18 protein-coding genes and 1 tRNA gene are annotated in these 25,770 nt (G+C 60.6%); 14 read left to right on the forward strand and 5 right to left on the reverse strand.

What is annotated here, in order from left to right; translation table 11 throughout:
- The first annotated feature begins 60 nt into the window (after nucleotides 1-60).
- The 3 genes from rpoD (at nucleotide 61) to LOY35_RS25645 (ending at nucleotide 5,867) form a co-directional block, all read left to right on the forward strand.
- A complete protein-coding gene (rpoD, locus tag LOY35_RS25635; protein WP_258628592.1) occupies nucleotides 61-1,908 on the forward strand; it encodes an RNA polymerase sigma factor RpoD in 1,848 nt (615 codons plus the stop codon).
- A gap of 123 nt (nucleotides 1,909-2,031) precedes the next feature.
- Nucleotides 2,032-5,775 carry a bifunctional diguanylate cyclase/phosphodiesterase gene (locus LOY35_RS25640; RefSeq protein ID WP_258628596.1) on the forward strand — a complete coding sequence of 1,248 codons (3,744 nt, stop codon included), beginning with the start codon at nucleotides 2,032-2,034 and terminating at the stop codon, nucleotides 5,773-5,775.
- A 15-nt stretch (nucleotides 5,776-5,790) separates the two neighbouring features.
- Nucleotides 5,791-5,867, forward strand: a tRNA-Ile gene (locus tag LOY35_RS25645).
- Between the two features lie 127 nt (nucleotides 5,868-5,994).
- Here LOY35_RS25645 and LOY35_RS25650 read toward each other — a convergent pair.
- Entirely contained in the window at nucleotides 5,995-7,191 is a 1,197-nt protein-coding gene (locus LOY35_RS25650) for a type II toxin-antitoxin system HipA family toxin (RefSeq protein WP_258628598.1), read from the reverse strand.
- Nucleotides 7,191-7,442, reverse strand: coding sequence for a helix-turn-helix transcriptional regulator (locus tag LOY35_RS25655; RefSeq protein ID WP_258633732.1), 252 nt, complete (start codon nucleotides 7,440-7,442; stop codon nucleotides 7,191-7,193). The genes LOY35_RS25650 and LOY35_RS25655 overlap by 1 nt, the downstream gene beginning before the upstream one ends.
- 189 nt (nucleotides 7,443-7,631) lie before the next feature.
- Between LOY35_RS25655 and LOY35_RS25660 the strand changes: the two genes are divergently transcribed.
- The 11 genes from LOY35_RS25660 to LOY35_RS25710 all read left to right on the forward strand — a co-directional run bounded on the left by LOY35_RS25660 (nucleotide 7,632) and on the right by LOY35_RS25710 (nucleotide 21,195).
- Nucleotides 7,632-10,061, forward strand: coding sequence for a hypothetical protein (locus LOY35_RS25660; RefSeq protein ID WP_408981267.1), 2,430 nt, complete (start codon nucleotides 7,632-7,634; stop codon nucleotides 10,059-10,061).
- A 35-nt stretch (nucleotides 10,062-10,096) separates the two neighbouring features.
- On the forward strand, nucleotides 10,097-10,558 hold the full coding sequence (locus LOY35_RS25665; RefSeq protein ID WP_060743121.1) for an Lrp/AsnC family transcriptional regulator: 462 nt from the start codon (nucleotides 10,097-10,099) through the stop codon (nucleotides 10,556-10,558).
- 279 nt (nucleotides 10,559-10,837) lie between these two features.
- Complete coding sequence (locus tag LOY35_RS25670; protein ID WP_258628602.1) at nucleotides 10,838-12,520, forward strand: NAD(P)/FAD-dependent oxidoreductase; 1,683 nt, start codon at nucleotides 10,838-10,840, stop codon at nucleotides 12,518-12,520.
- A gap of 26 nt (nucleotides 12,521-12,546) precedes the next feature.
- Complete coding sequence (locus LOY35_RS25675) at nucleotides 12,547-13,341, forward strand: carbon-nitrogen hydrolase family protein (protein ID WP_258628604.1); 795 nt, start codon at nucleotides 12,547-12,549, stop codon at nucleotides 13,339-13,341.
- A gap of 55 nt (nucleotides 13,342-13,396) precedes the next feature.
- Complete coding sequence (gene pqqF / locus LOY35_RS25680) at nucleotides 13,397-15,829, forward strand: pyrroloquinoline quinone biosynthesis protein PqqF (RefSeq protein ID WP_258628605.1); 2,433 nt, start codon at nucleotides 13,397-13,399, stop codon at nucleotides 15,827-15,829.
- A gap of 157 nt (nucleotides 15,830-15,986) precedes the next feature.
- Nucleotides 15,987-16,061: a pyrroloquinoline quinone precursor peptide PqqA gene (gene pqqA / locus LOY35_RS25685; RefSeq protein ID WP_003177660.1), complete on the forward strand. Its 75-nt coding sequence runs from the start codon at nucleotides 15,987-15,989 to the stop codon at nucleotides 16,059-16,061.
- A gap of 80 nt (nucleotides 16,062-16,141) precedes the next feature.
- Entirely contained in the window at nucleotides 16,142-17,053 is a 912-nt protein-coding gene (gene pqqB, locus LOY35_RS25690) for a pyrroloquinoline quinone biosynthesis protein PqqB (protein ID WP_258628607.1), read from the forward strand.
- A 205-nt stretch (nucleotides 17,054-17,258) separates the two neighbouring features.
- A complete protein-coding gene (gene pqqC, locus LOY35_RS25695) occupies nucleotides 17,259-18,011 on the forward strand; it encodes a pyrroloquinoline-quinone synthase PqqC (RefSeq protein ID WP_258628609.1) in 753 nt (250 codons plus the stop codon).
- On the forward strand, nucleotides 18,008-18,283 hold the full coding sequence (gene pqqD, locus LOY35_RS25700) for a pyrroloquinoline quinone biosynthesis peptide chaperone PqqD (protein WP_041023926.1): 276 nt from the start codon (nucleotides 18,008-18,010) through the stop codon (nucleotides 18,281-18,283). Before pqqC ends, pqqD begins: the two co-directional genes overlap by 4 nt.
- Nucleotides 18,255-19,406: a pyrroloquinoline quinone biosynthesis protein PqqE gene (gene pqqE, locus LOY35_RS25705; protein ID WP_258628612.1), complete on the forward strand. Its 1,152-nt coding sequence runs from the start codon at nucleotides 18,255-18,257 to the stop codon at nucleotides 19,404-19,406. The genes pqqD and pqqE overlap by 29 nt, the downstream gene beginning before the upstream one ends.
- Entirely contained in the window at nucleotides 19,372-21,195 is a 1,824-nt protein-coding gene (locus LOY35_RS25710) for a S9 family peptidase (RefSeq protein WP_258628614.1), read from the forward strand. The genes pqqE and LOY35_RS25710 overlap by 35 nt, the downstream gene beginning before the upstream one ends.
- Nucleotides 21,196-21,453: 258 nt before the next feature.
- Here the strand turns inward: LOY35_RS25710 and LOY35_RS25715 are convergent, their stop codons facing one another.
- The 3 genes from LOY35_RS25715 to LOY35_RS25725 all read right to left on the reverse strand — a co-directional run bounded on the left by LOY35_RS25715 (nucleotide 21,454) and on the right by LOY35_RS25725 (nucleotide 25,718).
- A complete protein-coding gene (locus LOY35_RS25715) occupies nucleotides 21,454-21,612 on the reverse strand; it encodes a YqaE/Pmp3 family membrane protein (RefSeq protein ID WP_003177654.1) in 159 nt (52 codons plus the stop codon).
- Nucleotides 21,613-21,941: 329 nt separating this feature from the next.
- Nucleotides 21,942-23,720, reverse strand: coding sequence for an acyl-CoA dehydrogenase C-terminal domain-containing protein (locus LOY35_RS25720; RefSeq protein ID WP_258628616.1), 1,779 nt, complete (start codon nucleotides 23,718-23,720; stop codon nucleotides 21,942-21,944).
- 201 nt (nucleotides 23,721-23,921) lie between these two features.
- Nucleotides 23,922-25,718: an acyl-CoA dehydrogenase C-terminal domain-containing protein gene (locus LOY35_RS25725; RefSeq protein ID WP_258628618.1), complete on the reverse strand. Its 1,797-nt coding sequence runs from the start codon at nucleotides 25,716-25,718 to the stop codon at nucleotides 23,922-23,924.
- Between the last annotated feature and the right edge of the window lie 52 nt (nucleotides 25,719-25,770).

Raw genomic sequence — 25,770 nt, forward strand, 5'->3', positions numbered from 1 at the left:
GCTCAGGTATAATCCTCGGCTTGTTTTTTGCCCGCCAAGACCTTCAGTGGATAGGGTGTTATGTCCGGAAAAGCGCAACAGCAGTCTCGTATCAAAGAGTTGATCCTATTGGGTCGTGAGCAGGGCTACCTGACTTACGCGGAGGTCAACGACCACCTGCCGGAGGATATTTCAGATCCGGAACAGGTGGAAGACATCATCCGCATGATCAACGACATGGGGATCAACGTATTCGAGGTTGCGCCAGATAAGGATGCCCTTATGCTGGCCGACGCCGATACCGACGAGGCGGCCGCTGAAGAAGCGGCCGCAGCGCTGGCGGCTGTCGAGACCGACATTGGTCGCACCACCGACCCCGTGCGCATGTACATGCGTGAAATGGGTACGGTAGAGCTCCTCACGCGTGAAGGCGAAATCGAAATCGCCAAGCGTATTGAAGAAGGCATCCGTGAAGTGATGGGCGCAATCGCGCACTTCCCTGGCACGGTCGACCATATTCTCTCCGAGTACACCCGCGTCACCACCGAAGGTGGGCGCCTGTCCGACGTCCTGAGTGGCTACATCGACCCGGACGACGGCACCACGCCGCCTGCCGCCGAAGTGCCGCCGCCGATCGACGCCAAGGCCGAGAAGGCCAACGACGACAGCGATGACGACGAGGCCGAAGCCAGCGATGACGAAGAAGAAGCCGAAAGCGGCCCTGATCCGATCGTCGCCGCACAGCGTTTCGGCGCCGTGGCCGAGCAGATGGAGATCACCCGCAAGGCGCTGAAAAAGCACGGTCGCGACAACAAGCAGGCAATTGCCGAACTGTTGGCCCTGGCCGAGCTGTTCATGCCGATCAAGCTGGTGCCCAAGCAATTCGAAGGCCTGGTCGAGCGTGTTCGCAGCGCCCTGGATCGTCTGCGTCAGCAAGAGCGCGCGATCATGCAACTGTGCGTTCGTGATGCCCGCATGCCACGCGCCGACTTCCTGCGCCAGTTCCCTGGCAACGAAGTCGACGAAAGCTGGACCGATGCACTGGCCAAAGGCAAGACCAAGTACGCCGAGGCCATTGCCCGCCTGCAACCGGACATCGTTCGTTGCCAGCAGAAGCTGAGCGCGCTGGAGACCGAAACCGGCCTGAGCATCGCCGAGATCAAGGACATCAACCGTCGCATGTCGATCGGTGAGGCCAAGGCCCGCCGCGCGAAGAAAGAGATGGTCGAAGCGAACTTGCGTCTGGTGATCTCCATTGCCAAGAAGTACACCAACCGCGGCCTGCAATTCCTCGATCTGATCCAGGAAGGCAATATCGGCCTGATGAAAGCGGTGGATAAGTTCGAATACCGTCGCGGCTACAAGTTCTCGACCTATGCCACCTGGTGGATCCGCCAGGCGATCACCCGCTCGATCGCCGACCAGGCCCGCACCATCCGTATTCCGGTGCACATGATCGAGACCATCAACAAGCTCAACCGTATTTCCCGGCAGATGTTGCAGGAAATGGGTCGCGAACCGACTCCGGAAGAGCTGGGCGAACGTATGGAGATGCCTGAGGACAAGATCCGCAAGGTATTGAAGATCGCCAAGGAGCCGATCTCCATGGAAACGCCGATCGGTGATGATGAAGATTCCCATCTGGGTGATTTCATCGAAGACTCCACCATGCAGTCGCCGATCGATGTCGCTACCGTCGAGAGTCTCAAGGAAGCGACTCGTGAAGTACTCTCCGGCCTCACTGCCCGTGAAGCCAAGGTACTGCGCATGCGTTTCGGCATCGATATGAATACCGACCACACCCTCGAGGAAGTCGGTAAGCAGTTTGACGTGACGCGCGAGCGGATTCGTCAGATCGAAGCCAAGGCGTTGCGCAAACTGCGCCACCCGACACGAAGCGAGCATCTGCGCTCCTTCCTCGACGAGTGACCTTCAAAACCCCCGGCCCTGCCGGGGGTTTTGTCATATGCAGATAAAATCTCCTTCGCTACACCCCCACCCCATTGCCCGTCTACACTCGAAACATCCTCCCTATGCCATGACGAGACCGTGATGCCCAGACTGACGGCCCTGCTCTTGCTGTCACTGATGACCTGGACCGCAACGGCTGGCGCGTTGATGCTCACTGACGAAGAGCGCCGCTGGCTCAAGGACCACCCCGACCTGCGCCTGGGCGTCGACGCCTCATGGCCTCCGTTCGAATTTCGCGACGATCAGGGTCGTTATCAAGGCCTCGCCGCCGATTACGTCGAGGTCATCCGTGAGCGGCTGGCCGTCACGCTCACCCCCATCGAGCCGGTCAGCTGGACCGCTGTGCTGGAATTGGTCGCTCAAGGCAAGATCGATCTGCTGCCAGGCATCATGTCCACCCCCGAACGCCAGAATTTTCTGGCATTCACCCGCCCTTACCTGGACTTTCCGATCGTTATCCTGGCCCACCGAGGCGGAGCCCAGCCTCACAACCTCAAGGATCTGTACGGGTTGAAAATAGCCGTGGTGGAAAATTATGCCCCCCACGAGCTGCTGCGCAATCATCACCCCGACCTGAACCTGGTGGCGCTGCCCAACGTCAGTTCAGCCCTGCAAGCCCTGGCCACCGATAAAGTGGATGCCGTGGTAGGCGACCTTGCCTCCAGCGTCTGGAGCCTGCGCCAGCTCAAGCTCGAAGGCCTCTACGTCAGCGGCGAGACGCCCTATCGCTATCAATTGGCAATGGCCGTCCCCCGCGACAATAAGATACTGGTGAGCATTCTGGACAAGGTCATCGCCGACATGAGTCCGGCCGAGATCGCCGAAATCCAGGAGAAATGGGTCGGCAATGTCCGCGACTACCGACAGTTTTGGTCGGACTTGCTGGTTTATGGCCTGCCCGGGCTGCTGCTCTTGATGGGTGTGCTGGCGGTAGTGATTCGCATCAATCGCCGCCTCAGCTCGGAGATCGCCCGTCGAATCGACCTGGAACAGGAGTTGCGCAGCAGCGAATACCACTATCGCGGACTGGTGGAGAGTCTCTCGGCGATTGCCTGGGAAGCCAAGGTCAGCGACTTCACCTACACCTATGTGTCGCCCCACGCCGAAGAACTGCTCGGTTATCCCCTCGCCCACTGGCTGATACCGGGCTTCTGGCGCAACATCATTCATCCGGCCGACCTGATCCGCGCCCAGACCTATTGCGATCATGAAGTGCTCGCCGGGCGCGATCATTGTATCGATTACCGGGTCATCACCGCCGATGGCCGCTGCTTGTGGGTGCGCGACATTGTCAGCCTGATCGAGCACGGTCACGAACCGGTGATGCGCGGGCTGATGATCGACATCAGTGAAGCCAAGCGCACCGAGGAAGCGCTGCGTCTCTCGGAACAGAAATTCGCCTCGGTATTCCGCCAGTGCCCGGACATCCTGGTGATCGCGCGTCTGCTGGACGGATGCCTGCTGGAAGTCAACAAAGCCTTCGAAGAACAGATCGGCCTGAGCGCCGACGAGGTGGTGGGCCAGACCGCGACCGAACTGAACATCTGGGGCATCCAGGGCGTTGGCCCAAGCCTGCTGCAGCGCTTGCAGGCCGGGAGTATCCGTAACCTGGAGATGCCCTTTCGGCGCAGCAACGGCCAGGTGTTCACCGGCCTGATCTCCGCCGAACCCTTCGACCTCGACACGACCCCCGCGCTGGTCGTGGTGGTGCGGGACATCAGTCAGCTCAAGGAAACCCAACAGCAACTGCAGACCTCCGAAGAGAAGTTCGCCAAGGCGTTCCACGCGTCGCCCGATGGCCTGCTGTTGTCCCGGCAAAGCGACGGCCTGCTGATCGAAGTCAACGAAGGCTTCAGCCGTATTACCGGCTTCAACAGCGCTCTGTCGGTGGACCGCTCCACCCTGGACCTGGGGATCTGGGTCAACCTCAACGAACGCAAACAGATGCTCGATCTGCTGCAACGCGACGGCTACGTCAGGGATTTCAGCTGCCATATCCGGCGCAACGATGGGCAGATACGGCTCTGCGAAGTCTCCAGCCGCCCGCTGCCCATCGGCAATGAAGACTGCATGTTGACCATCGCCCGAGACATCACCGAACGCCATCTGATGCAAGAAAAACTGCAACAGGCCGCCACCGTGTTCGAAAGCACGGCCGAAGGCGTGCTGATCACCGATACGCAACAGCACATCAGCGCCGTGAACCGCGCCTTCAGCGAAATCACCGGCTACAGCGAAACCGAAGCCCTGGGCCACACGCCCCGACTGCTGGCTTCCGGCTTGCACGACAGCGCCTTCTACGCCGCGATGTGGCACCAGTTGACGGCAGAGGGACATTGGCAGGGAGAGATCTCCAATCGTCGCAAGAACGGCGAGCTGTATCCAAGCTGGCTGACCATCAGCGCGGTGCGCAATCGTGATCAGCAGGTCACCCATTTCGTCGCCGTCTTCGCCGATATCTCCAGCCTCAAACACGCCCAGGCCAAGCTCGACTACCAGGCTCACCACGACCCGCTCACCGGCCTGCCCAATCGCACACTGTTCGAAAGCCGCTTGCTGACGGCCCTCAACAACCAGCAGGAAAACGGCGGGCAGGGTGCGGTGCTGTTCCTGGACCTGGACCGCTTCAAGCACATCAACGACAGCCTCGGACACCCGGTCGGCGACCTGCTGCTCAAGGGCATCGCCGTGCGTCTGCGGGAACAGTTGCGTGATATCGACACCGTGGCGCGCCTGGGCGGTGACGAGTTCATCATTCTGTTGCCGGGCCTGCAGCAACCCAGCGATGCCGAGCACATAGCCCTGAAACTGCTGAACTGTTTCGCCGCGCCATTCCAGGCCGGCGAACACGAGTTTTTCATCAGCGCCAGTATCGGCACCAGCCTTTACCCCCAGGATGGCTGCGACGTCGCCACGCTGGTCAAGAACGCCGATGCGGCGATGTACCGCTCCAAAGCCAAGGGCCGCAACCGGGTGGAAAGCTACACCCGCGACCTCACCGCCCAGGCCAGCGAGCGTGTGGCCATGGAGTACGAACTGCGAAGGGCAATCGAACGTAACGAGTTGTCACTGTCTTTCCAGCCGAAAATCAGCCTCGCCGATAACCGCCTGGTGGGCGCCGAAGCCTTGATTCGCTGGACCCACCCGGCGTTTGGCGAGGTACCACCGGAACACTTCATTCCCCTGGCGGAAGAGAACGGCATGATCCTGCAGATTGGCGATTGGGTCCTGGAGCACGCGTGCCGACAGCTGTGCGAATGGAACAGCGCCTACGAAAGCCTCGGCCCCCTGTCGGTCAACCTGGCCGGAGCCCAACTGCGCCAACCCAACCTGCTGGTACGCATCGAACAACTCCTGCGGGAAAACCACCTCAAGCCCGGCCTATTGCAACTGGAAATTACCGAAAACTTCATCATGAGCCAGGCCGAAGAAGCCCTGACGGTGCTGCATCAACTCAAGAAGCTCGGCGTGCAACTGGCCATCGACGACTTCGGCACGGGATATTCCTCCCTGAGCTACCTCAAGCGCCTGCCGCTGGACATCCTCAAGATCGACCAGTCCTTCGTCCGCGGCCTGCCCGACGACCCCCACGATGCAGCCATCGTGCGGGCAATCATTGCCCTGGGTCGCAGCATGCAATTCACCATCATCGCCGAGGGCGTCGAAACCCTGGCCCAGCAGCAATTCCTGGCTGAAGAAGGCTGCGAACAGATCCAGGGCTACATCGTCAGCCTGCCTCTGTGCGCCGATGAATTTGCCGCAACGTTTCTGCGTATGACCGTATCGGATTTTTCGGATAGCACAGCCGAGAAACCGTCGCTATAATCCGCGGCCTACTGAGGGCCTATAGCTCAGTCGGTTAGAGCAGAGGACTCATAATCCTTTGGTCCACGGTTCGAGTCCGTGTGGGCCCACCAACTTGAAAGCCGCGCATTGCGCGGCTTTCATCGTTTCAGCTAGCTGAAAATCGCCATCTCCTCACCCTGCAAAACGCAGTTCCGTCTAAGGTCCGTCCAATTCAATTGGACATCCCCGTAGACAAAATCAGCCAAAGGTTTTCACAAAAGGCTCAGCACAGCGACGGATCGCGGCCACCACATCAGGCGCCTGCTCACAAAGCTCAGTCGAGCGAGACAGCACACGCTCCAATGCCTGTAATTGATTGCGGATTATCGTTTCCGGCTCGGCGATGCCACATACCTGAGCGAACTCCAGCACGCCTTGTCGGGAAGCAAATAAGGACTTGTTTCCAACCAGATCAAGTGCCAAAACGTCCGCAGGAATGTACGCCGTTGTATTAACAATATCGTATGCCGGAGCCAAGCGTGCGTCGCGCTGGGTTGGCTCGGAGTACAACAGTCCGAAGTTTTTCAGATGGGCGTCACCATTACCAACGATACAGCTCAAGGTTACGATGGCAAATAGTTGCGCCAGTGAATCTTCTATATGCTCCGAAGGACAGAACAGGCGTATAGCCTTGGCAATAGCCGAATAGCTCTTGCTATATTTTTGCTCGGCAGGAAGCCCCATCAGTACTGCCATATCCTCAAAGCCCACGGGATTGAGCTGCTCGTCCCGGTCAAAGCGGCGCATGACAAACAGTTTGGCATTATCGGAAAGGTAAAACTCTGGAACAGGAATTCCCGCTTCTCTGGCCACGGACATGCACAGGAATTCGTTGATTGCCAATCCGGGAAATTCATCACGACCGCTTTTGATGATCAGATCAGAGGTCTTCGAGGTGAAACGCTGTGTGGCGCTAGCCTGACGCTCTGGAACCAGGACCTTTGGCTGCACACCCGATATCCCAGCACGCAAGATGTAGCGATCGACCAAATCGACGAAGATGTCCTCCGCACCATCCCAAGCCAGGATTTCCTCCAGCTTTTCTCCGGGAAACTCTTGACGTCGCAGGAGCGCATCAACGTTCGCAGAGGTGATTGCTACACGCCCGATAGGCGAGCTGCTGCCAGACAAGGCCAGCAGCAACATGGGATCGACGTTTGCCACTTTAGCCAAGCGATTACGCAACTGCTCCAGGACGTAACCCTCCGGCAAGTTCATCTGGAAGATTGGGTGCAGGTCCCGATGACGGTACTCATCCAAACGTACTGGCATCAACAAGCTGATCGCCGCCTGTGCTGCCGCATCCTCACGGTAGCGAAACAGATAGTGCCCAGCGCTGCAGAGGATCTTTCCGCTGTCGCCTTCTGGGGTCGTGACCTGCAATGAGGCAACCATCAGTCAAACACTCCTTGGATTTCATCCAGCGTGGGCATGGCTGCAGGAATTACAGAAAGTTCGCAGTCCAGGGCTGCCACAACCCGTGCATAAGCAGCCATGCCCACCGAGAGGTCACCCTTCTCGATTGCGATGACCTTCTGCCGGGTAATACCAGCTAACCCCGCTAGCCTGGCTTGTGTCAGCCCACGATTGAGACGACGTTGCTTAAGCTGCTCGCCAAGGCGAGATGTGATGAGCGAGTAATCCATGTTCTGTATACATAACAATGTGAGATAAATGTAACGTATACAGAACTTTAAAAATATGGCAAAACAAATTTTCTTCAAGATTAGAAAGCACGTGCGTGTATAACCACGCATTGCACGGCTTTCCTGTTTTTGAGAGGGTGGCCGCCTCACTTATCCAAGCCTGTACCCAGCCCCCTCACCGAGACGCCCATCATCGCCACCCCCACCCTCCCCCGACTGTTCCTGGAGCTGTTCTGGCAACTCACCATCCTCCTGGTGCCGGCCTTTTTCGTCACGGTCATGCCACCCCCGCTGGCACTGCTAACGGTGCTGTTCTTCGGCCTGTTGATGGGCATCGCGGCGCGGCTGGGCTTCTTATCAGTGGGGCGGGGCTGCGCCCGGTTGATGGTCGGCGCCGTGTTTGGCCTGGGTTTCAGCCTGGGCAGGGTGCTGTTCGAGTATTGGGGCATCCTGATAGCAATCGTCGTCATCATCGGCGGGCTCGCCTGCGTCAGTAAATGGGAGCGACGCCTCGGCCTGGTGTCGGATCCTGTCAAAGGGCCAAGTGCCTGGGGCGGATCCGAGCCGCAACTGACGCCTGAGGGTGAGCCGATCCGGACGTTCAACCACGGCGAAATCGCTATGGGCGGACCGACCTATTGCGACTATCTGTTTCCCGACGGCGTGCTCCTGCAAGGCCTTGGCGCTTCGTCCGTGTTCTCCAGCGACGGACGTTATTTCGCCGCGCCGGTGCCATCCCGGCAGAGCTGGGGGCTGGTCGTCCTGGACCGTCAGCAGCGCCGGATCTACCGCTGCGACAACAGTGAATTCTGGGAACTGGACACGCTGGACCTTAATAGCTTGAGCGGTCGTCATAGCCCGTTGGTGGACAACAGCGTTCGCCAGACTCGGATTGATGAGCTGTTGCAAACCGCCAGCGCCGCCGATCTGGTTCCCGTTGCCGATCTTTGGCTGGAACCGGGCTGGTATCCGGATGATATTGCGCACACCTTCGAGCGCCGCTCCGCTGACGGGCAACAATGCCTGGTGGGCAACGTGGTATTGCCCCCGACTTTTCGCGACCTGCCCCAGCCCTTGGAACCGCTGCGATCACCACGCTATGCCATCAGCGTCAATGGGCAGCCGTCGGGTTTGTTGATGGCCGCTGATACCGCGTTGGTGTGGGGTACCAATCACCGCGCGCTGGTGTGCCGAGCTCAGGAGCAAACCGGGCATCCGGGCGGCGACCGCTACTGGTTGTGGCAGGTTGACCAGGGCTGGCGCGCACTGCCTTCGCCTTGGGTGAAAAGCGATGCCGAACCCTCTTTTTATTGGCATGACGTGGTGGGCCTCGACGAGCATCATGCGCGTATCGGGTCGTACCTCGACTACCCGCGTCCGTCCCTTGGCCGGTATGGCTATCGTCTCGACAGCATCCACAGTGATACCGAAATCCAGGCGGGCCATGACGCTCAGGGTCGGCTGCAGGTGGCCGGGTTTCAGTTGACCCGGATGAGCATTGCGATGCCGTTGGACAGTCAGGGCCGGCGAGGTGAGTCGTTCATAGAGACGCAGCCGATGCTGGACGGTGCCTGCGCTCATCTGATCTGGCTTTGCGACAACAGCGAAGGGCTGGGGGCTTATCGCTGTCAGATCGGTGACTGGCAGTTGCCGGGGCGGTGGTTACTGGATCATCGGGTTTCCGACTGCGGTCGTTACCTGGCGCTGTTGCCTTTTGCAGACTCGATGACCGTCGCGACCCACGCGGCGGTTGTCGACGTGAAGGCGCGATGCCTGCTGGAAGGGCCCTCCATGTGGGTGGCCCGACTACTCGATTTCCGCAATGGCCTGCTGAGCCTGGCGGCGATCACCGGTCGTCTGGATCAGGACCTGAACGGCAGCGCACTGCAACGCTTCAATGTGCCTGCGCCGCAGATCGGTGGCGATCCTTCGTTCTTTCATTCCGACGAGCACTCCCGGCTGTTCTATAACACCGTGGAGTTGCGGGTGAGCGACTCACAGTTATGCAGCGTTACCCCTTGGCGCCTGGCAGATCGTCCGCAGGCGGCCACTGCCGAGGGTGACTTCATCCAGCCCTCACCCGAGCAACGGGATGCCGCCTGGTTGTTCGGCAGCGACACGGAATATGCCGACAGCTGGGTCCGCGCGAACACGCCACGACTCGGCGGCTATCTGTTGACCGCATCCGGCTGTGCGTTGACTGATCTTGCGCCTTCGATGATCTGGTCACCGGACGGTCGCTATCTCGCGCTGACCCGCATGGCCACCGATGTGACGGAGCTGTGTGGGAGCTATCGCGGCTGGCAGCTGTTGCTACTCGATGTTCAGGAACACTCGTTGCGGGTGCATGCTCAATGGCTGGGTAATCGTCCGCTGTTTGAAGGCTTCGATGACGAGCAAGTGCACGTGCGCTGTTTTGAACGGGATTGGGAAGCAGAGGACGATGAGGACCCAGGTTCAGTACACTCATTGTCGTTATCCCTATTGCTGCAATTGCCCACCGAGCAACTGATCTGCCTGGACGGTTTCTGGCTCAGTGCTTCCCAAGCGCATCTGGCGCCTCACTGGCGAGCATTGGCGTTACCTGCCATCAGCCATTTCGAGCACAAGAGCCTTTAAGATGCCCACCACCGATGCCCGCGCCGGAGCCCACCTTGCCTGACACCCGCCCTCCCGTCCTCGACGAAATCGATCGTCAACTGATCGCCGCCCTGCAAATCAATGCCCGGGAAAGCGTCGCCATGCTTGCCCGGCAACTGGGCATCGCCCGGACGACCGTGACCTCGCGGCTGGCCCGGCTGGAAAAAACCAAGGTGATTACCGGCTATGGCGTGCGCCTGGGACAGCGAGTCATTGATGGCGGCCTGCAGGCTTACGTCGGCATCAAGGTCCAGCCGCGCTCCGGCAAGGACGTGTTGCGGCGCTTGAGCGCCATGGCCCAGGTCCAGCAGTTGTGCGCGGTCAGTGGCGAGTTCGATTATGTGGCCTGGTTGCGCACCGATTCGCCGGAACAGCTGGATCAGTTGCTGGACCAGATCGGCAGCGTGGATGGCGTGGAAAAGACCACCACCTCCATCATCCTCAGCAGCAAGATCGACCGGGGCCAACCGGTCTAGGATTGTGCGACCCGAACCAATGTGGGAGCGAGCCTGCTCGCGATTGCGGTGTGTCAGTCCAGATAGGTGTTGACTGGACTGACGCTATCGCGAGCAGGCCCGCTCCCACAGGAAAGCGTTATTCGTCATTACGCTCCATCTATTCGTCAGAATGACGCCTAACAATCCAAATCGACGACACATTGCGTCTTATTAACGTATTCCGCGCTCTCTAGAATGGCTGGCATCTTTCCTATACTCAGACGCGAGTCAGCGTCGAGTCGCCCTTCAAGGTCAGCCATGAACAAGCACAATCGCCATCCAGCAGACGGTAAGAAGCCCATCACCATTTTCGGACCGGATTTTCCTTTCGCCTTTGACGACTGGATCGAGCACCCGGCCGGTTTGGGCAGTATTCCGGCCGACAACCTCGGGGCGGAGGTGGCGATCGTCGGGGCCGGGATCTCTGGCCTGGTGGCGGCGTACGAGTTGATGAAGTTGGGCCTCAAGCCGGTGGTCTACGAAGCGTCGAAAATGGGCGGACGGCTGCGCTCGCAGGCGTTCAATGGCACCGAAGGGATTGTCGCCGAGTTAGGGGGCATGCGCTTTCCGGTGTCGTCCACGGCGTTCTATCACTATGTCGACAAGCTAGGGCTGGAAACCAAGCCGTTTCCCAACCCGTTGACCCCGGCTTCCGGCAGCACCGTCATCGACCTCGAAGGGCAGACGTACTACGCGCAGAAACTGGCGGACCTGCCTGCATTGTTCCAGGAAGTGGCCGATGCCTGGGCCGATGCGCTGGAGGACGGCTCGCGCTTCAGAGAGATCCAGCAGGCGATTCGCGACCGTGACGTGTCGCGTCTCAAGGAGCTGTGGAACACTTTGGTGCCGCTGTGGGACGACCGCACCTTCTATGATTTCGTCGCCACCTCCAAGGCATTCGCCAAACTCTCGTTCCAGCATCGTGAAGTATTCGGTCAGGTCGGCTTCGGCACCGGTGGCTGGGATTCGGACTTCCCGAACTCGATGCTGGAAATCTTCCGCGTGGTGATGACCAACTGCGACGATCACCAGCACCTGGTGGTCGGCGGCGTGGAGCAGGTGCCGCACGGCATCTGGAAACACGTACCGGAGCGCTGTGCGCACTGGCCGAAGGGTACCAGCCTGAGTTCGCTGCACCTGGGCGCGCCCCGCAGTGGTGTGAAACGCATCGCTCGCGCCGAGGATGGCCGGTTCAGCGTGACGGATGTCTGGGGCGACACCCGGGAATACGCCGCGGTTCTGGTCACTTGCCAGAGCTGGCTGCTGACCACCCAGATCGAATGCGAAGAGGCGCTGTTCTCGCAAAAGATGTGGATGGCCCTGGACCGCACCCGCTACATGCAATCATCGAAGACCTTCGTCATGGTCGACCGCCCGTTCTGGAAGGACAAGGACCCGGAAACCGGCCGCGACCTGATGAGCATGACCCTCACCGACCGCCTGACCCGCGGCACCTACCTGTTCGACAACGGCGATGACAAGCCAGGCGTCATCTGCCTGTCGTACTCCTGGATGAGCGATGCCCTGAAAATGCTGCCCCATCCCGTGGAAAAGCGCGTGAAGCTGGCCCTCGATGCCCTTAAGAAGATCTATCCCAAGGTGGATATCGCCGCCCGGATCATCGGCGATCCGATCACCGTTTCCTGGGAAGCCGACCCGCACTTCCTCGGCGCATTCAAGGGGGCTCTGCCGGGTCACTATCGCTACAACCAGCGCATGTACGCGCATTTCATGCAAGACGACATGCCGGCTGAACAAAGAGGGATCTTTATCGCTGGCGATGACGTCTCATGGACACCGGCCTGGGTTGAAGGCGCGGTACAGACCTCACTCAATGCCGTGTGGGGAATCATGAAGCACTTCGGCGGTGAAACTCACGCCGAGAACCCGGGTCCGGGTGATGTATTCAACGAGATCGGTCCGATCGCATTGCCTGAATGAAACGGCCCGAATAAAAGGAGTTGTCGATGCGCGTAGCCCTATATCAATGCCCACCGCTGCCACTGGATCCGGTCGCCAACCTGCAACGCCTGCATCAAGTGGCGCTGGAGGCCAGGGGCGCCGATGTGCTGGTGCTGCCGGAGATGTTCATGACCGGCTACAACATCGGCGTCGACGCGGTGAATGTATTGGCCGAGGTCTATAACGGTGAATGGGCGCAGCAGATCGGCCGCATTGCCAAGGCCACCGGCCTGGCGATTCTCTATGGTTACCCTGAGCGCAGCGAGGACGGGCAGATCTACAACTCGGTCCAGTTGATCGATGCCCAGGGCGAACGCCTGGCCAACTATCGCAAGAGTCATCTGTTCGGGGACCTCGATCATGCGATGTTCAGCGCGGGCGATGACTCACTGCCGATCGTGAGCCTCAACGGCTGGAAGCTCGGCTTCCTGATCTGCTACGACCTTGAGTTCCCGGAAAACGCCCGACGCCTGGCCCTGGCCGGCGCCGAGCTGATCCTGGTGCCGACCGCCAACATGCAGCCCTATGAGTTCATCGCCGACGTTACAGTGCGCGCCCGGGCTATCGAGAACCAGTGCTTCGTGGCCTACGCCAACTACTGCGGCCATGAAGGTGAATTGCAGTATTGCGGCCAGAGCAGCATTGCCGCGCCGGACGGCAGCCGCCCCGCCCTTGCGGGACTGGATGAAGCCTTGATCGTGGGTGAACTGGACCGTCAGTTGATGGACGACTCCCGGGCAGCCTACAACTACCTGCATGACCGCCGCCCTGCGCTTTACGGCGACTTGCGCAAGCACTGATTGAGAACATCCTCCAATCCGCTAGCATGAGCACATCTCTGCCTTGGAAGCGCTCATGCCGGCCCCCGACTCCCTCCGCCCCTCTACTGGAACCCTGGCCAACGGCCTGAAGATGACATTGCGTCATGCACCCGGTCTCAAGCGCAGCGCGGCCGTGCTGCGGGTGGCCGCCGGCAGCCACGATGCGCCGCTGGCCTGGCCGGGCATGGCGCACTTCCTCGAACACCTTTTCTTCCTCGGTACTGAGCGTTTTCCCACGGGAGAACATTTGATGGCCTATGTGCAACGGCATGGCGGCCAGGTCAATGCGCGCACCAGCGAACGCACCACGGACTTTTTCATCGAGTTGCCGCCCGCTGCCTTCGCCGGCGGACTGGACCGGCTGCGGGACATGCTTGCCCATCCGCGCCTGGATGAGGCCGACCAACTACGGGAACGGGAAGTGTTGCAGGCGGAGTTCATCGCCTGGTCCCAGGACGCGGCGGCCCAGCGCCAGGTTGCCCTGCTTGATGGCCTCTCTACGGTCCACCCGCTACGGGGTTTTCACGCGGGCAACCGCGACAGCCTGGCCGTGGCGCAGCCTGACTTCCAGACGGCACTGCGGGATTTTTATCAGCGGTTCTACCACAGCGGCCAGATGACCCTGAGCCTGGTTGGCCCGCAAAGCCTCGATGAGTTGAGCACACTGGCAGAATCCTTCGGCAACGACCTGCCCGCCGGCGAAGTGGCTGCCAGGCAGCTGCCACCAAGACTGATGGAATCGCCCGATACTGCCTATCAACAGGTTGGCGACCGTTGCCTCGATCTGCTGTTCACTTTCGAAGACCTGCCTGGCGCTTCGCCCCAGGCTTTGGAATTTTTCTGCACTTGGTTGAACACCAGCAAACCGGGCGGCTTGCTGGCCACGTTGCGCCAACGTGGTCTGGCTGACAGCCTCAACGCCACGCCGCTGTATGAATTTGACCGGCAGGCGCTGCTGCACATCGAGCTCAAGCTCGACGAGCCTCAACAGCACGACGAAATACAGTCGTTGCTGCACGACTGGTTGGGATTTTTTGCTGCCCAGGATGACTGGGCGTCCTTGCGCAAGGAATTGACCGCCCAACTCCATTGCCGGCAGGCCACAGGATCGGCGCTGCAACTGGCCCGTTCGGACAGTGAAGGGCGGGGAGCCCCTCTGTCGGAGAACGACCTCGCGAGGCTCAGGGAAATCCTCAGGCAGTTGCAACCGGTGTCTCACTTCACCGAAGCATGGCAACTGCCCGCGCCCAACCCGTTCCTGCAAACGGCCGCCGAGCCACCCCGTGCCGGCCTGATACGCGGCCAGACGAGCGCCCATCGCGGTTTACGGACCTTCGCCCAGGACCGCTCCCGGGGGCGGCGCGACCGCTCCCCCATGCAGTTCAGGCAGGGGCTGACGGATAACGGCCGCGAAGGCGTGGTGTACCTGCGCTGGCGTCTGATGGCTCAAGCACCGCATGGCCTTCAATCCAGGCTGGAACGGCACCTGCTGGATTTGCGAGAAGAGGCCCGGCAGGCCGGTGTGGAAGTCACCATGGAAACCACCGATTGCCAATGCCTGTTGAAACTGGTGGGTTTACAGGCATCGATGCCGCTGGTACTCGAACAGATTCTGACAAAGTTGGGAGAACCACTGCCCAACGCGGTGAAGGAAGCGCCGCTGATACCGATTCGATATTTGTTGAAGGCGTTGGCGGACTATTGCGGACCATCTTCTCGACCGGAAACGCTGCCGCAGCCCGACAACGACCCAAGCCTGTGGACGACCGCCGAGTGGGACGGCCTGGCCATCGGCCTGTCTGAAACGACCCAGGGCGCCATGGGCCCTGCCCTGGCCAGGGTGCCCGGCATCGTCGGCCAGCCCGTCGAACCGACACCGCTCTTGGCGCAGCGCATCTGGCACACATTGCCAACCCAGGGCGACGAGCAAGCCGTGTTGCTGTTTTGTCCGACACCCACCCTGGCGTTGTCCGACGAAGCCGCCTGGCGGTTACTGGCACAGCTCTGTCAAACGCCGTTCTACCAACGCCTGCGGGTCGAGTTGCAACTGGGCTACGCGGTGTTCAGCGGATTGAGGCAGATCGATGGGCAAACCGGCCTGCTGTTCGGTGCCCAATCCCCCAGCGCCTCGGCGGCTGAGTTGATCACCCACATCGACGCGTTCCTGAGAGGGTTCCCGGAATTGATCCGACAGATCGACGATTCGACCTTGCTCGGCCAGCAACGAGCATTCGCCTCCCAATTCCACAGCGATGCCCTGCCCTGCGCCCAAGCGGCCGAATTGCTTTGGCAGGGCAAACTGGCCGGCCGCCCGTCGGATTACCTTGAGCAGCTTTGCGATGCGATCGCGGAATTGAATCGCGAGCAGCTACTCGATGCCGCCCGCCGACTGATCGACGCCGAAGGTGGTCGATATTGCCTGAGCAACGGCACTTGCCCGGAGGAGCATTGGCGTGCTCCGAAATGATCGTTACAGCGTCTGCAATGAGCTTTCTCGGAGAATCGAGGCGTACGAATTTGTTTAATTTAGTAACATAGCTGCCTAAGCATCTGAACATCTCCGAACGGAGGTGGACTATATGTATAGATCCGAACCGTCCCACCCCAACCAAAGGAGTATTTCCATGTCCTGGTCCAAACCCGCATATATCGACCTGCGTATCGGTTTCGAAGTCACCATGTACTTCGCCAGCCGTTGATTGCTGCAGTCGGTTGAACGCGCAGCAAACGCCTCGGTCACCCGGGGCGTTTTTTATTTCGGTTTGCAGATGGAGCGGCCATGTTCGTCCAGATTCTAGGTTCCGCCGCTGGTGGCGGTTTCCCTCAATGGAACTGCAATTGCGCCAATTGCGCCGGTTTTCGCAACGGCAGCCTGCGGGCCCAGGCGCGCACCCAGTCGTCCATCGCGATTTCCGATGACGGGGTGAGCTGGGTGTTGTGCAACGCCTCTCCAGACATCCGCGCCCAGCTCCAGGGCTTTGCGCCGATGCAGCCTGGCCGAGCCCTGCGCGACACCGGCATTGGCGCCATCATCCTGATGGACAGCCAGATCGACCACACTACCGGCCTGCTCAGCCTGCGGGAAGGCTGCCCGCATCAAGTCTGGTGCACCGACATGGTTCATGAAGACCTGAGCACGGGCTTTCCGCTGTTCAACATGCTGACCCACTGGAACGGCGGGCTGAGCTGGAACCGCATCGAACTCGACCAGAGCTTCACCGTACAGGCCTGCCCGAACCTGCGCTTCACCCCGCTGCCCCTGCGCAGCGCCGCGCCGCCCTATTCGCCACACCGCTTCGACCCGCACCCAGGGGACAACATCGGCCTGATCGTCGAAGACCTGCGCACCGGCGGCAAACTGTTCTACGCACCGGGCCTGGGCAAGGTGGATGGGCCGTTGCTGGAGATCATGGCCGGCAGCGATTGCCTGTTGGTGGACGGCACGATGTGGGACGACGATGAGATGCAGCGCCGCGGCGTCGGCACCCGTACCGGTCGTGAGATGGGGCATTTGGCGCAGAACGGCCCCGGCGGCATGCTGGAAGTGCTGGAGCAACTGCCCAGGCCGCGCAAGGTGCTTATCCACATCAACAATACCAACCCGATTCTTGATGAAGATTCACCGGAACGGGCCGAACTTGTACGCCGAAAGATTGAAGTGGCCTACGACGGAATGAGTATTGAGTTGTAGGAAGAGCGAGACGATTGTGGGCTTGCAGCGTGTCATCTGGGTTGATGCTGGCTGGGCTGGCCTCATCGCGAGCAGGCTCGCTCCCACAGGAGTCCGGGGTAGCATCGGATGCCATGCACCACAGAACCCATGTGGGAGCGAGCCTGCTCGCGATGAGGCCAGCCCAGACACCACAGAACCCACGGTTATTCCCCGGAGAACCGCAATGACTGACACCCCCCTTTCATCCGCCGAGTTCGAAGCGGCCCTGCGTGCCAAGGGCGCGTATTACCACATTCATCACCCGTATCACGTGGCGATGTATGAAGGCCGTGCCACTCGCGAACAAATCCAGGGCTGGGTCGCAAACCGCTTTTACTATCAGGTGAACATTCCGCTGAAGGATGCCGCGATCCTGGCCAACTGCCCGGACCGGGAGATCCGCCGCGAGTGGATCCAGCGCCTGCTCGACCACGACGGCGCCCCCGGCGAAGATGGCGGCATCGAGGCTTGGCTGCGGCTGGGCCAGGCCGTGGGGCTGGATCCCGATCAACTGCGCTCCCAGGAACTGGTGCTGCCCGGGGTGCGATTCGCCGTGGATGCCTACGTCAACTTCGCCCGCAAGGCCAGTTGGCAGGAAGCCGCCAGCAGCTCGCTGACCGAGCTGTTCGCCCCGCAGATCCACCAGTCGCGCCTGGACAGCTGGCCGCAGCATTACCCGTGGATCGACCCGGCCGGCTATGAATACTTCCGCACCCGCCTGGGTCAGGCCCGCCGTGACGTGGAACATGGGCTGGCGATTACCCTGCAGCATTACACCACCCGCGCGGGCCAGGAGCGCATGCTGGAGATTCTCCAGTTCAAACTGGACATCCTCTGGAGCATGCTCGACGCGATGAGCATGGCCTACGAATTGAACCGCCCGCCCTACCACAGCGTGACCGGACAACGGGTTTGGCACAAAGGAATCCCCTTATGAGTTTCGACCGTAGCAAAACCCCTCGCTGGCGCCCCGGCTATCGCTTCCAGTACGAACCGGCGCAGAAAGGTCATGTGTTGCTCTATCCTGAAGGCATGATCAAGCTCAACGACAGCGCTGCGCTGATCGGCGGCCTGATCGACGGTGAACGGGACGTCGCAGCCATCATCGACGAGCTGGCCAAGCAGTTTCCCGACGTACCCGAACTCGGTGACGACATCGAGCAATTCATGGAGGTCGCCCGTGCAGAGCACTGGATCGAACTTGCCTGACCAGCCGGCGATCGGCTTGCCGCTGTGGTTGCTAGCGGAGCTGACCTATCGTTGCCCGCTGCAATGCCCCTACTGCTCCAACCCGCTGGACTTCGCCGAGCAGGGCAAGGAGCTGAGCACCGAACAATGGTTCAAGGTCTTTCGCGAAGCCAGGGAAATGGGTGCCGCGCAGCTAGGCTTTTCCGGTGGCGAGCCGCTGGTGCGCCAAGACCTCGTCGAACTGATCGGCGAAGCGCGCAAGCTTGGTTTCTACACCAACCTGATCACCTCCGGCATCGGTTTGACCGAACAGAAGATCAGCGACTTCAAGAAGGCCGGCCTCGACCACATCCAGATCAGCTTCCAGGCCAGCGACGAGCAGGTGAACAACCTGCTGGCCGGCTCGAAGAAAGCCTTCGCGCAGAAACTGGAAATGGCCCGCGCAGTGAAGGCCCACGGCTACCCGATGGTGCTCAACTTCGTCACCCATCGGCACAACATCGACAAGATCGACCGCATCATCGAACTGTGCATTGCCCTTGAAGCCGACTTCGTCGAACTCGCCACTTGTCAGTTCTATGGCTGGGCCCAGCTCAACCGGGTGGGGCTGCTGCCTACCCGGGAGCAACTGGTACGTGCCGAACGCATCACCAACGAGTATCGCGCCAGGCTCGAAGCCCAGGGCCATCCGTGCAAGCTGATCTTCGTCACCCCGGACTACTACGAAGAACGTCCCAAGGCCTGCATGAACGGCTGGGGCAGTCTTTTCCTGACGGTGACGCCGGACGGCACCGCGTTGCCTTGTCACGGCGCCCGACAGCTGCCGGTACAATTTCCCAACGTGCGCGACCACAGCATGCAGCACATCTGGTACGACTCCTTCGGTTTCAACCGCTTCCGCGGTTATGACTGGATGCCCGAGCCGTGCCGCTCCTGCGATGAAAAGGAGCAGGACTTCGGCGGTTGTCGCTGCCAGGCGTTCATGCTCACGGGCGACGCCAGCAATGCCGACCCGGTGTGCAGCAAATCCGAACACCACGGGGTGATCCTCAAGGCCCGGGAAGAAGCCGAGCACGCCACCCAGACCATCGAGCAACTGGCCTTCCGCAATGAACGAAACTCGCACCTCATCGCCAAAAGCTGACCCCTTCAGCGCCGCCGAGGCCGTTGCGGCGGGGATCGACTTCGCCGAGTTGCAGCTCGGCCCACTGGGTCTGTTCTGGAACGAATATCGCCCGGAAGACGGAGCCTGCCGGATCTGGCAATGGCACGACGCCAAGGCCCGCTGCCTGACCCCGGACGGCTTCAGCGCGCGCAGCCGGGTCTATGAATATGGCGGTGGATCGTTCTGCCTGGGCGACGATGGCGTGCTGTTCGTCAACGACGCGGACCAACAGCTGTACCGCCAATCGCTGAGCGGCGAGACGCCCGTGGCGCTGACGTCGGGCGACTGTCGCTACGGCGATCTCAGTTTCGCCGCCGGCCAGGTATTGGCGGTGGAGGAACAGTCCAATAGGCATCGCCTGGTAGCGATCGGCCTGGCAGATCGACAGCGACATCTCTTGGTCGAGGGCGCTGACTTCTATGCCGCGCCAACCATGAGCCCCAACGGTCAGCGACTGGCCTGGATCGAGTGGAGCCGTCCGCATCAGCCATGGACGGCCACGCGACTGATGCTGGCCGAGCGCACCGCTTCCGGTTGGGGTGAACCGCGCTGTGTGGCGGGCAACGCTGAAGAAGAATCCATCCAACAGCCGCGCTTCGACAGTGCCAACCGCTTGTACTGCCTGAGCGATCGCGGCGGCTACTGGCAACCGTGGGTTGAATCGACCGACGGCCTGCAACCGCTGCCCTGCGCTGAAGCCGATCACGCTCCCGCGCCCTGGCAACTCGGTGGTTGTACCTGGCTGCCGTTGGACAGCGCGACGTACCTGGCGAGCTGGACCGAAGCGGGTTTCGGGCGGCTTGGCCTGTGTCGCGGGGACGCTGGGCAGGAAGATTTCACCGGCGCCTACACCCGCTTTCGCAGCCTGGCGCTGGACGAGCGGTTCATCTACGCCATCGTCGCCTCACCGATCAGCCCATCCGCAGTCATCGCGATTGAACGCAACAGCCACGACACCCAGGTCCTGGCCGGCGGCGGCGCGCCGTTACCCGTCGAACAGATCAGCCGCCCGCAGACCCTGCACTATCCGTCGACCTCGGGCATGGCTCATGGGTTCTTTTACCCAGCCATGGGAGCGGAAACCAAGCCGCCATTGGTGGTCTTCATCCATGGTGGCCCCACCTCGGCCTGTTATCCCCTGTTCGATCCACGCATCCAGTACTGGACCCAGCGCGGCTTTGCCGTCGCGGACCTCAATTACCGTGGCAGCAGCGGCTATGGCCGGGCCTACCGACAAGCGCTGCATTTGAACTGGGGCGTGGTGGATGTCGAGGATGCCTGCGCGGTGGTTGGCTATCTGGACGAGCAAGGCTTGATCGATGGCCGCTGTGCGTTCATCCGCGGCGGCAGCGCCGGTGGCTACACGACGCTCTGCGCCCTGGCGTTTCATGATGTATTTCGTGCCGGCGCCAGCCTTTACGGTGTCAGCGACCCGGTCGCCCTGGGTCGGGCCACGCACAAGTTCGAAAGTGATTACCTGGACTGGCTGATCGGCGACCCGCAGCGGGACATCGAGCGTTACCGCGCCCGTACCCCCCTGCTACATGCCGACCAGATCCGCGCACCGGTGATCTTCTTTCAGGGCGAACTGGACGCGGTGGTCGTGCCGCAGCAGACCCGCGATATGGTCAAGGCACTGGAGGACAACGGGGTGACGGTCGAAGCGCATTACTACGCGGATGAGCGTCACGGCTTTCGCAAGGCGGCGAACCAGGCCCATGCGCTGGAGCATGAGTGGTTGTTCTATCGGAAGGTAATGGAGTTTTAAGGCGATGAAGAAACTGATGTGGGAGCGGGCTTGCTCGCGAAAGCGGTATGCCTACCTCAGAGATGTTGAATGTGCCGCCGTCTTCGCGGGCAAGCCCGCTCCCACAAGGTTTTGGTAGTGAACACAAATACCGCATACGCCCCGGATCCCGTGTGGGAGCGAGCCCGCTCGCGATAGCAGTGGATCAATCGACATCTATGTTGGATGACAGACAGCTATCGCGAGCAGGCTCGCTCCCACATGGGTTCGCTGCAATGATCAGCGCTTGGCGATGATATAGACCGCATGCACGATGCCAGGGATGTAACCCAACAGCGTCAGCAGAATATTCAGCCAGAAAGCCCCGCCGAAGCCGACTTGCAGGAACACGCCCAGCGGCGGCAACAGAATGGCGATGATGATGCGAATGAAATCCATGGTGGGCTCCTGATGGACGATGGCTACATTGCCATATAGCTCATTGACCCGCGACCGCTCGTCAGGGTTCAAACCATCAATGAGTGGGGCGAGTCCAGGCCGGAGCAAAAAACGCAGGCAAAAGAAAACCCCGCCGAAGCGGGGCTTTGCAGACTGTTTCCCTGATATCCCTTTCACTCCACCATCCTGGCGGAATCCTACGTGTCCGTGTTGTTTCTCTGCGCATCCTGCGCGACGTCCATGTGAAGTAGATTAGCCCTGGATCCAATCGGCCGATAGAGGGAAATCGGCATCACGCAATGTAAGCATTTGCTTACATTGCGCTGTTTTCAGAATTGCCCTGCTTCCAGCAGAAACAGCGACTCACTGCCCGCCTTCACCGAAGCGCTCAAGGAATGGATCCGTGGCAGCAGGCGAGCGAAGTAGAACCGCGCAGTCCCCAGTTTGCTGGCGTAGAAGTCATCCTGGCCTTCCTTGCCCAGCGCCGCCTTGGCCATCAACGCCCACATATAGGCGTAGGCGGTGTAACCGAATGCTTGCAGGTACTCCACCGACGCCGCGCCGATTTCGTTCGGGTTGCTTTTCGCCCGGTCCAGCAGCCAGTCGGTCAACTCATCGAGGGTACCGACAGCATCATTCAATGGCTTGGTGAACTCGGCCAGATCGCTGCTCGCGGTGGCGGTGAAGTGACGTATTTCATCGGCGAACAGCTTGTAGAACGCGCCGCCGCTGCCGACGATCTTGCGCCCCACCAAGTCCAGCGCCTGGATACCGTTGGTGCCTTCGTAAATCTGGGTGATGCGGACATCACGCACCAACTGCTCCTGGCCCCACTCGCGAATGTAACCATGACCGCCGAAAATCTGCTGGCCATGCACGGTGGTTTCCAGGCCCAGGTCCGTCAGGAACGCCTTCGCCACTGGCGTCAGCAACGCAACCAGGTCTTCGGCGCGCTTGCGGGTGGTCGGGTCTTCGCTGAACTTGGCGGTATCCAGTTGCATCGCCACGTAGGTGGAGAATGCCCGGCCGCCTTCGTTCGAGGCTTTCATGGTCAGCAACATCCGCCGCACATCGGGATGGACGATGATCGGGTCGGCGACTTTGTCCTTGTTCTGCGCGCCGGTAGGGGAGCGGCTCTGCAAGCGGTCACGGGCGTATTCGATAGCATTCTGGTAGGAACGCTCTCCGGACGCCAGGCCTTGGATACCAACGCCCAGGCGCTCGTAGTTCATCATGGTGAACATTGCCGCCAGGCCTTTGTTCGGCTCGCCGACCAGATAGCCCACGGCTTCATCGAAGTTCATCACGCAGGTGGCAGACGCCTGGATGCCCATCTTGTGTTCGATCGCCCCGCAGTTGGCCGCGTTGCGCGCGCCCAGGCTGCCGTCGGTATTGACCATGAACTTGGGCACCAGGAACAGTGAAATACCTTTCGGGCCGGCCGGCGCATCCGGTAATTTTGCCAGCACCAGATGAATGATGTTCTCGGTGAGGTCGTGTTCGCCGCCGGTGATGAAGATCTTGGTGCCGCTGACCTTGTAGGAGCCGTCGGCTTGGGGTTCGGCCTTGGTGCGAATGATCCCCAGGTCCGTACCGGCATGGGGTTCGGTCAGGCACATGGAGCCCGCCCAGATGCCGGCGTACATATTCGGCAGGTACGCCGCTTTCAATTCTTCGCTGGCGTGGGCATTGATCGACAGGCAAGCCCCGGCGGTCAGCATCGGATACAGACCGAAGGACAGGCTCGCGGAGTTGACCATTTCCTCGACCTGGGCCGAAACAGCCTTGGGCATGCCCATGCCGCCGTAGGCTGGATCGCCACCGACACCGACCCAACCGCCTTCAGCGTAAGTCTGGTAGGCCTGTGGGAAACCTGCTGGCGTGGTGACGGCACCGTCCGCCCAATGGCAGCCTTCTTCATCAGCAGCACGACTGAGGGGCGCAATGCTTTTGCCGGTGACTTTACCGGCTTCTTCCAGAATCGCTTCGACGGTTTCAGCGTCGACGGTCTCGGCCAGCGCCGGCAGCTCGGCCCAGAGTTTCGCGACCTCGAACACTTCATTGAGGACGAAGCGCATATCGCGCAGGGGCGCTTTGTAGTCAGCCATGGCAAACCTCGCAGGATCTAAACAGTGGGTCCGTGGGGAAACGGTTTTCGCAGTGCTCGGAGTGTACCTCAACAACTTTTGCGACACATAGGGTCAACCCATGACTGTTTTGTTATTTTTAGTCACCAATAAAGATCGCAGGCTCCTACATGAAAATGCGCATCCCTTAGGAGCCTTTGATCTGTTGGCATTCCCTCAAAATCAAAGAGCAAACAGCTCGGCCGGCAAACTCATTAGACAGTCACTCCCCGCCTCAATCGCGGCCCGATGGGCAGCCGTGCGCGGCAACAGGCGCTTGAAGTAGAACTCGCAGGTCGCCAGTTTGCCTCGGCAGAAATCGGCATCGCCGCTACCACTGTCGAGTTGCGCCTGGGCCACCAGTGCCATGCGCAACCACAGATAGGCCAGGATGATGTAACCGCTGTACATCAGATAATCCACGGAGGCGGCGCCCACTTCGTCCGGGTTCTTCATGGCGGCCATGCCGACCTGGGTGGTCAGTTCGCCCCACTGCCGGTTGAGCCCGTCGAGTTGTGCGACGTAGTCCTTGAGCTGCGAGTGCCCGGTATTCGCGGCGCAGAATGTGTGGACGATCCTGGTGAACCCTCGCAGCAGCTTGCCCTGGCTGCCCAGCACCTTGCGCCCCAACAGGTCCAGGGCCTGGATACCATTGGTGCCTTCATAGATCGGCGCGATGCGGCAGTCCCGCACCAACTGTTCCATCCCCCATTCGCGGATGAAACCGTGGCCGCCAAACACCTGCATGCCATGATTCGTCACCTCCAGTCCGGTCTCGGTCATGAAGGCTTTGCAGATCGGAGTGAGGAACGCCAGCAGATCCTCGGCCTCCTGACGGGCGCTTTCGTCGGCGCCCAGGTGCGCCGTGTCCAGCAGTTGCGCAGTGAAGTAGGTCAACGCCCGATTGCCTTCGTTGAAGGCTTTCATGGTCAACAACATCCTGCGCACATCGGGATGGACAATGATCGGATCCGCGGCTTTCTCCGGTGCCTTGGGGCCGGTGAGCGAGCGCATCTGCAAACGGTCGTTGGCGTATCTGATCGCGCCCTGGAAGCTCGTCTCTCCCAGGCACAAGCCCTGCATGCCGGTGCCGAGCCGGGCATGATTCATCATGGTGAACATGCAGTTCAGGCCCTTGTTGGGCTCGCCGATAAGGAATCCCTTGGCGTCGTCGAAATTCAGGACGCAGGTGGCGGAAGCCTTGATACCCATCTTGTGTTCGATCGAACCGCAGGTCACGCCATTGCGTTCTCCCGCTTCGCCCGTAGCATCGGGCAGGAACTTGGGCACGATGAACAACGAGATGCCCTTGGTGCCGGCGGGAGCGTCCGGCAGTTTGGCCAGCACCAGGTGAACGATGTTTTCACTCATGTCGTGTTCACCGGCGGAAATGAAGATCTTGCTGCCGGAGATCCTGTAGCTGCCGTCGGCTTGAGGCGCGGCGCGGGTCTTGATGATGCCCAGGTCCGTGCCGCAATGGGCTTCGGTCAGGCACATGGTGCCGGTCCATTGGCCGGCGGTGAGCTTGCTCAGGTAGGTCTGTTTCTGCTCTTCGGTGCCGTGGGCGTGAATGGCCGACATGGCGCCGTGGGTCAGGCCCGGGTACATGCCCCAGGACGTGTTGCTGGACGCGATCATTTCACTGATGACCAGGCCCAGGGAACCGGGCAGGCCCTGGCCGCCATAGGCCGGATCGGCGGCCAACCCGTGCCAGCCGCCCTCCACGTACTGTGCGAAAGCTTCTTTGAAACCTGTAGGCGTGGTCACCACACCGTTGTCGAAATGGCAGCCCTCTTCGTCTCCGGAACGATTGAGCGGCGCCAGTACGTTCTCACAGAAACGCGCACCTTCCTCGAGGATCGCGTTGACCATGTCCGGGCTGGCATCGCTGGCCCCCAGTTCGGCATAACGGCCATGGAAATCGAAAACGTGGTCGATCAGGAAGCGCATGTCGCGCAGGGGAGCTTTGTACTCGGGCATGGTGGTTTTCTCCGGTAGCAGATCGTTCAAACCTACTGCCGGCCACCGGGGC

The sequence above is a fragment of the Pseudomonas sp. B21-028 genome, assembly GCF_024749045.1.
Taxonomy (GTDB): domain Bacteria; phylum Pseudomonadota; class Gammaproteobacteria; order Pseudomonadales; family Pseudomonadaceae; genus Aquipseudomonas.

Coding starts and splice junctions, on each gene's coding strand:
- rpoD (WP_258628592.1), top strand. CDS start 61: ATGTCCGGAAAAGCGCAACAGCAGTCTCGTATCAAAGAGTTGATCCTA.
- LOY35_RS25640 (WP_258628596.1), top strand. CDS start 2,032: ATGCCCAGACTGACGGCCCTGCTCTTGCTGTCACTGATGACCTGGACC.
- LOY35_RS25650 (WP_258628598.1), bottom strand. CDS start 7,191: ATGGTTGCCTCATTGCAGGTCACGACCCCAGAAGGCGACAGCGGAAAG.
- LOY35_RS25655 (WP_258633732.1), bottom strand. CDS start 7,442: ATGGATTACTCGCTCATCACATCTCGCCTTGGCGAGCAGCTTAAGCAA.
- LOY35_RS25670 (WP_258628602.1), top strand. CDS start 10,838: ATGAACAAGCACAATCGCCATCCAGCAGACGGTAAGAAGCCCATCACC.
- LOY35_RS25675 (WP_258628604.1), top strand. CDS start 12,547: ATGCGCGTAGCCCTATATCAATGCCCACCGCTGCCACTGGATCCGGTC.
- pqqF (WP_258628605.1), top strand. CDS start 13,397: ATGCCGGCCCCCGACTCCCTCCGCCCCTCTACTGGAACCCTGGCCAAC.
- pqqB (WP_258628607.1), top strand. CDS start 16,142: ATGTTCGTCCAGATTCTAGGTTCCGCCGCTGGTGGCGGTTTCCCTCAA.
- pqqC (WP_258628609.1), top strand. CDS start 17,259: ATGACTGACACCCCCCTTTCATCCGCCGAGTTCGAAGCGGCCCTGCGT.
- pqqD (WP_041023926.1), top strand. CDS start 18,008: ATGAGTTTCGACCGTAGCAAAACCCCTCGCTGGCGCCCCGGCTATCGC.
- LOY35_RS25710 (WP_258628614.1), top strand. CDS start 19,372: ATGAACGAAACTCGCACCTCATCGCCAAAAGCTGACCCCTTCAGCGCC.
- LOY35_RS25715 (WP_003177654.1), bottom strand. CDS start 21,612: ATGGATTTCATTCGCATCATCATCGCCATTCTGTTGCCGCCGCTGGGC.
- LOY35_RS25720 (WP_258628616.1), bottom strand. CDS start 23,720: ATGGCTGACTACAAAGCGCCCCTGCGCGATATGCGCTTCGTCCTCAAT.
- LOY35_RS25725 (WP_258628618.1), bottom strand. CDS start 25,718: ATGCCCGAGTACAAAGCTCCCCTGCGCGACATGCGCTTCCTGATCGAC.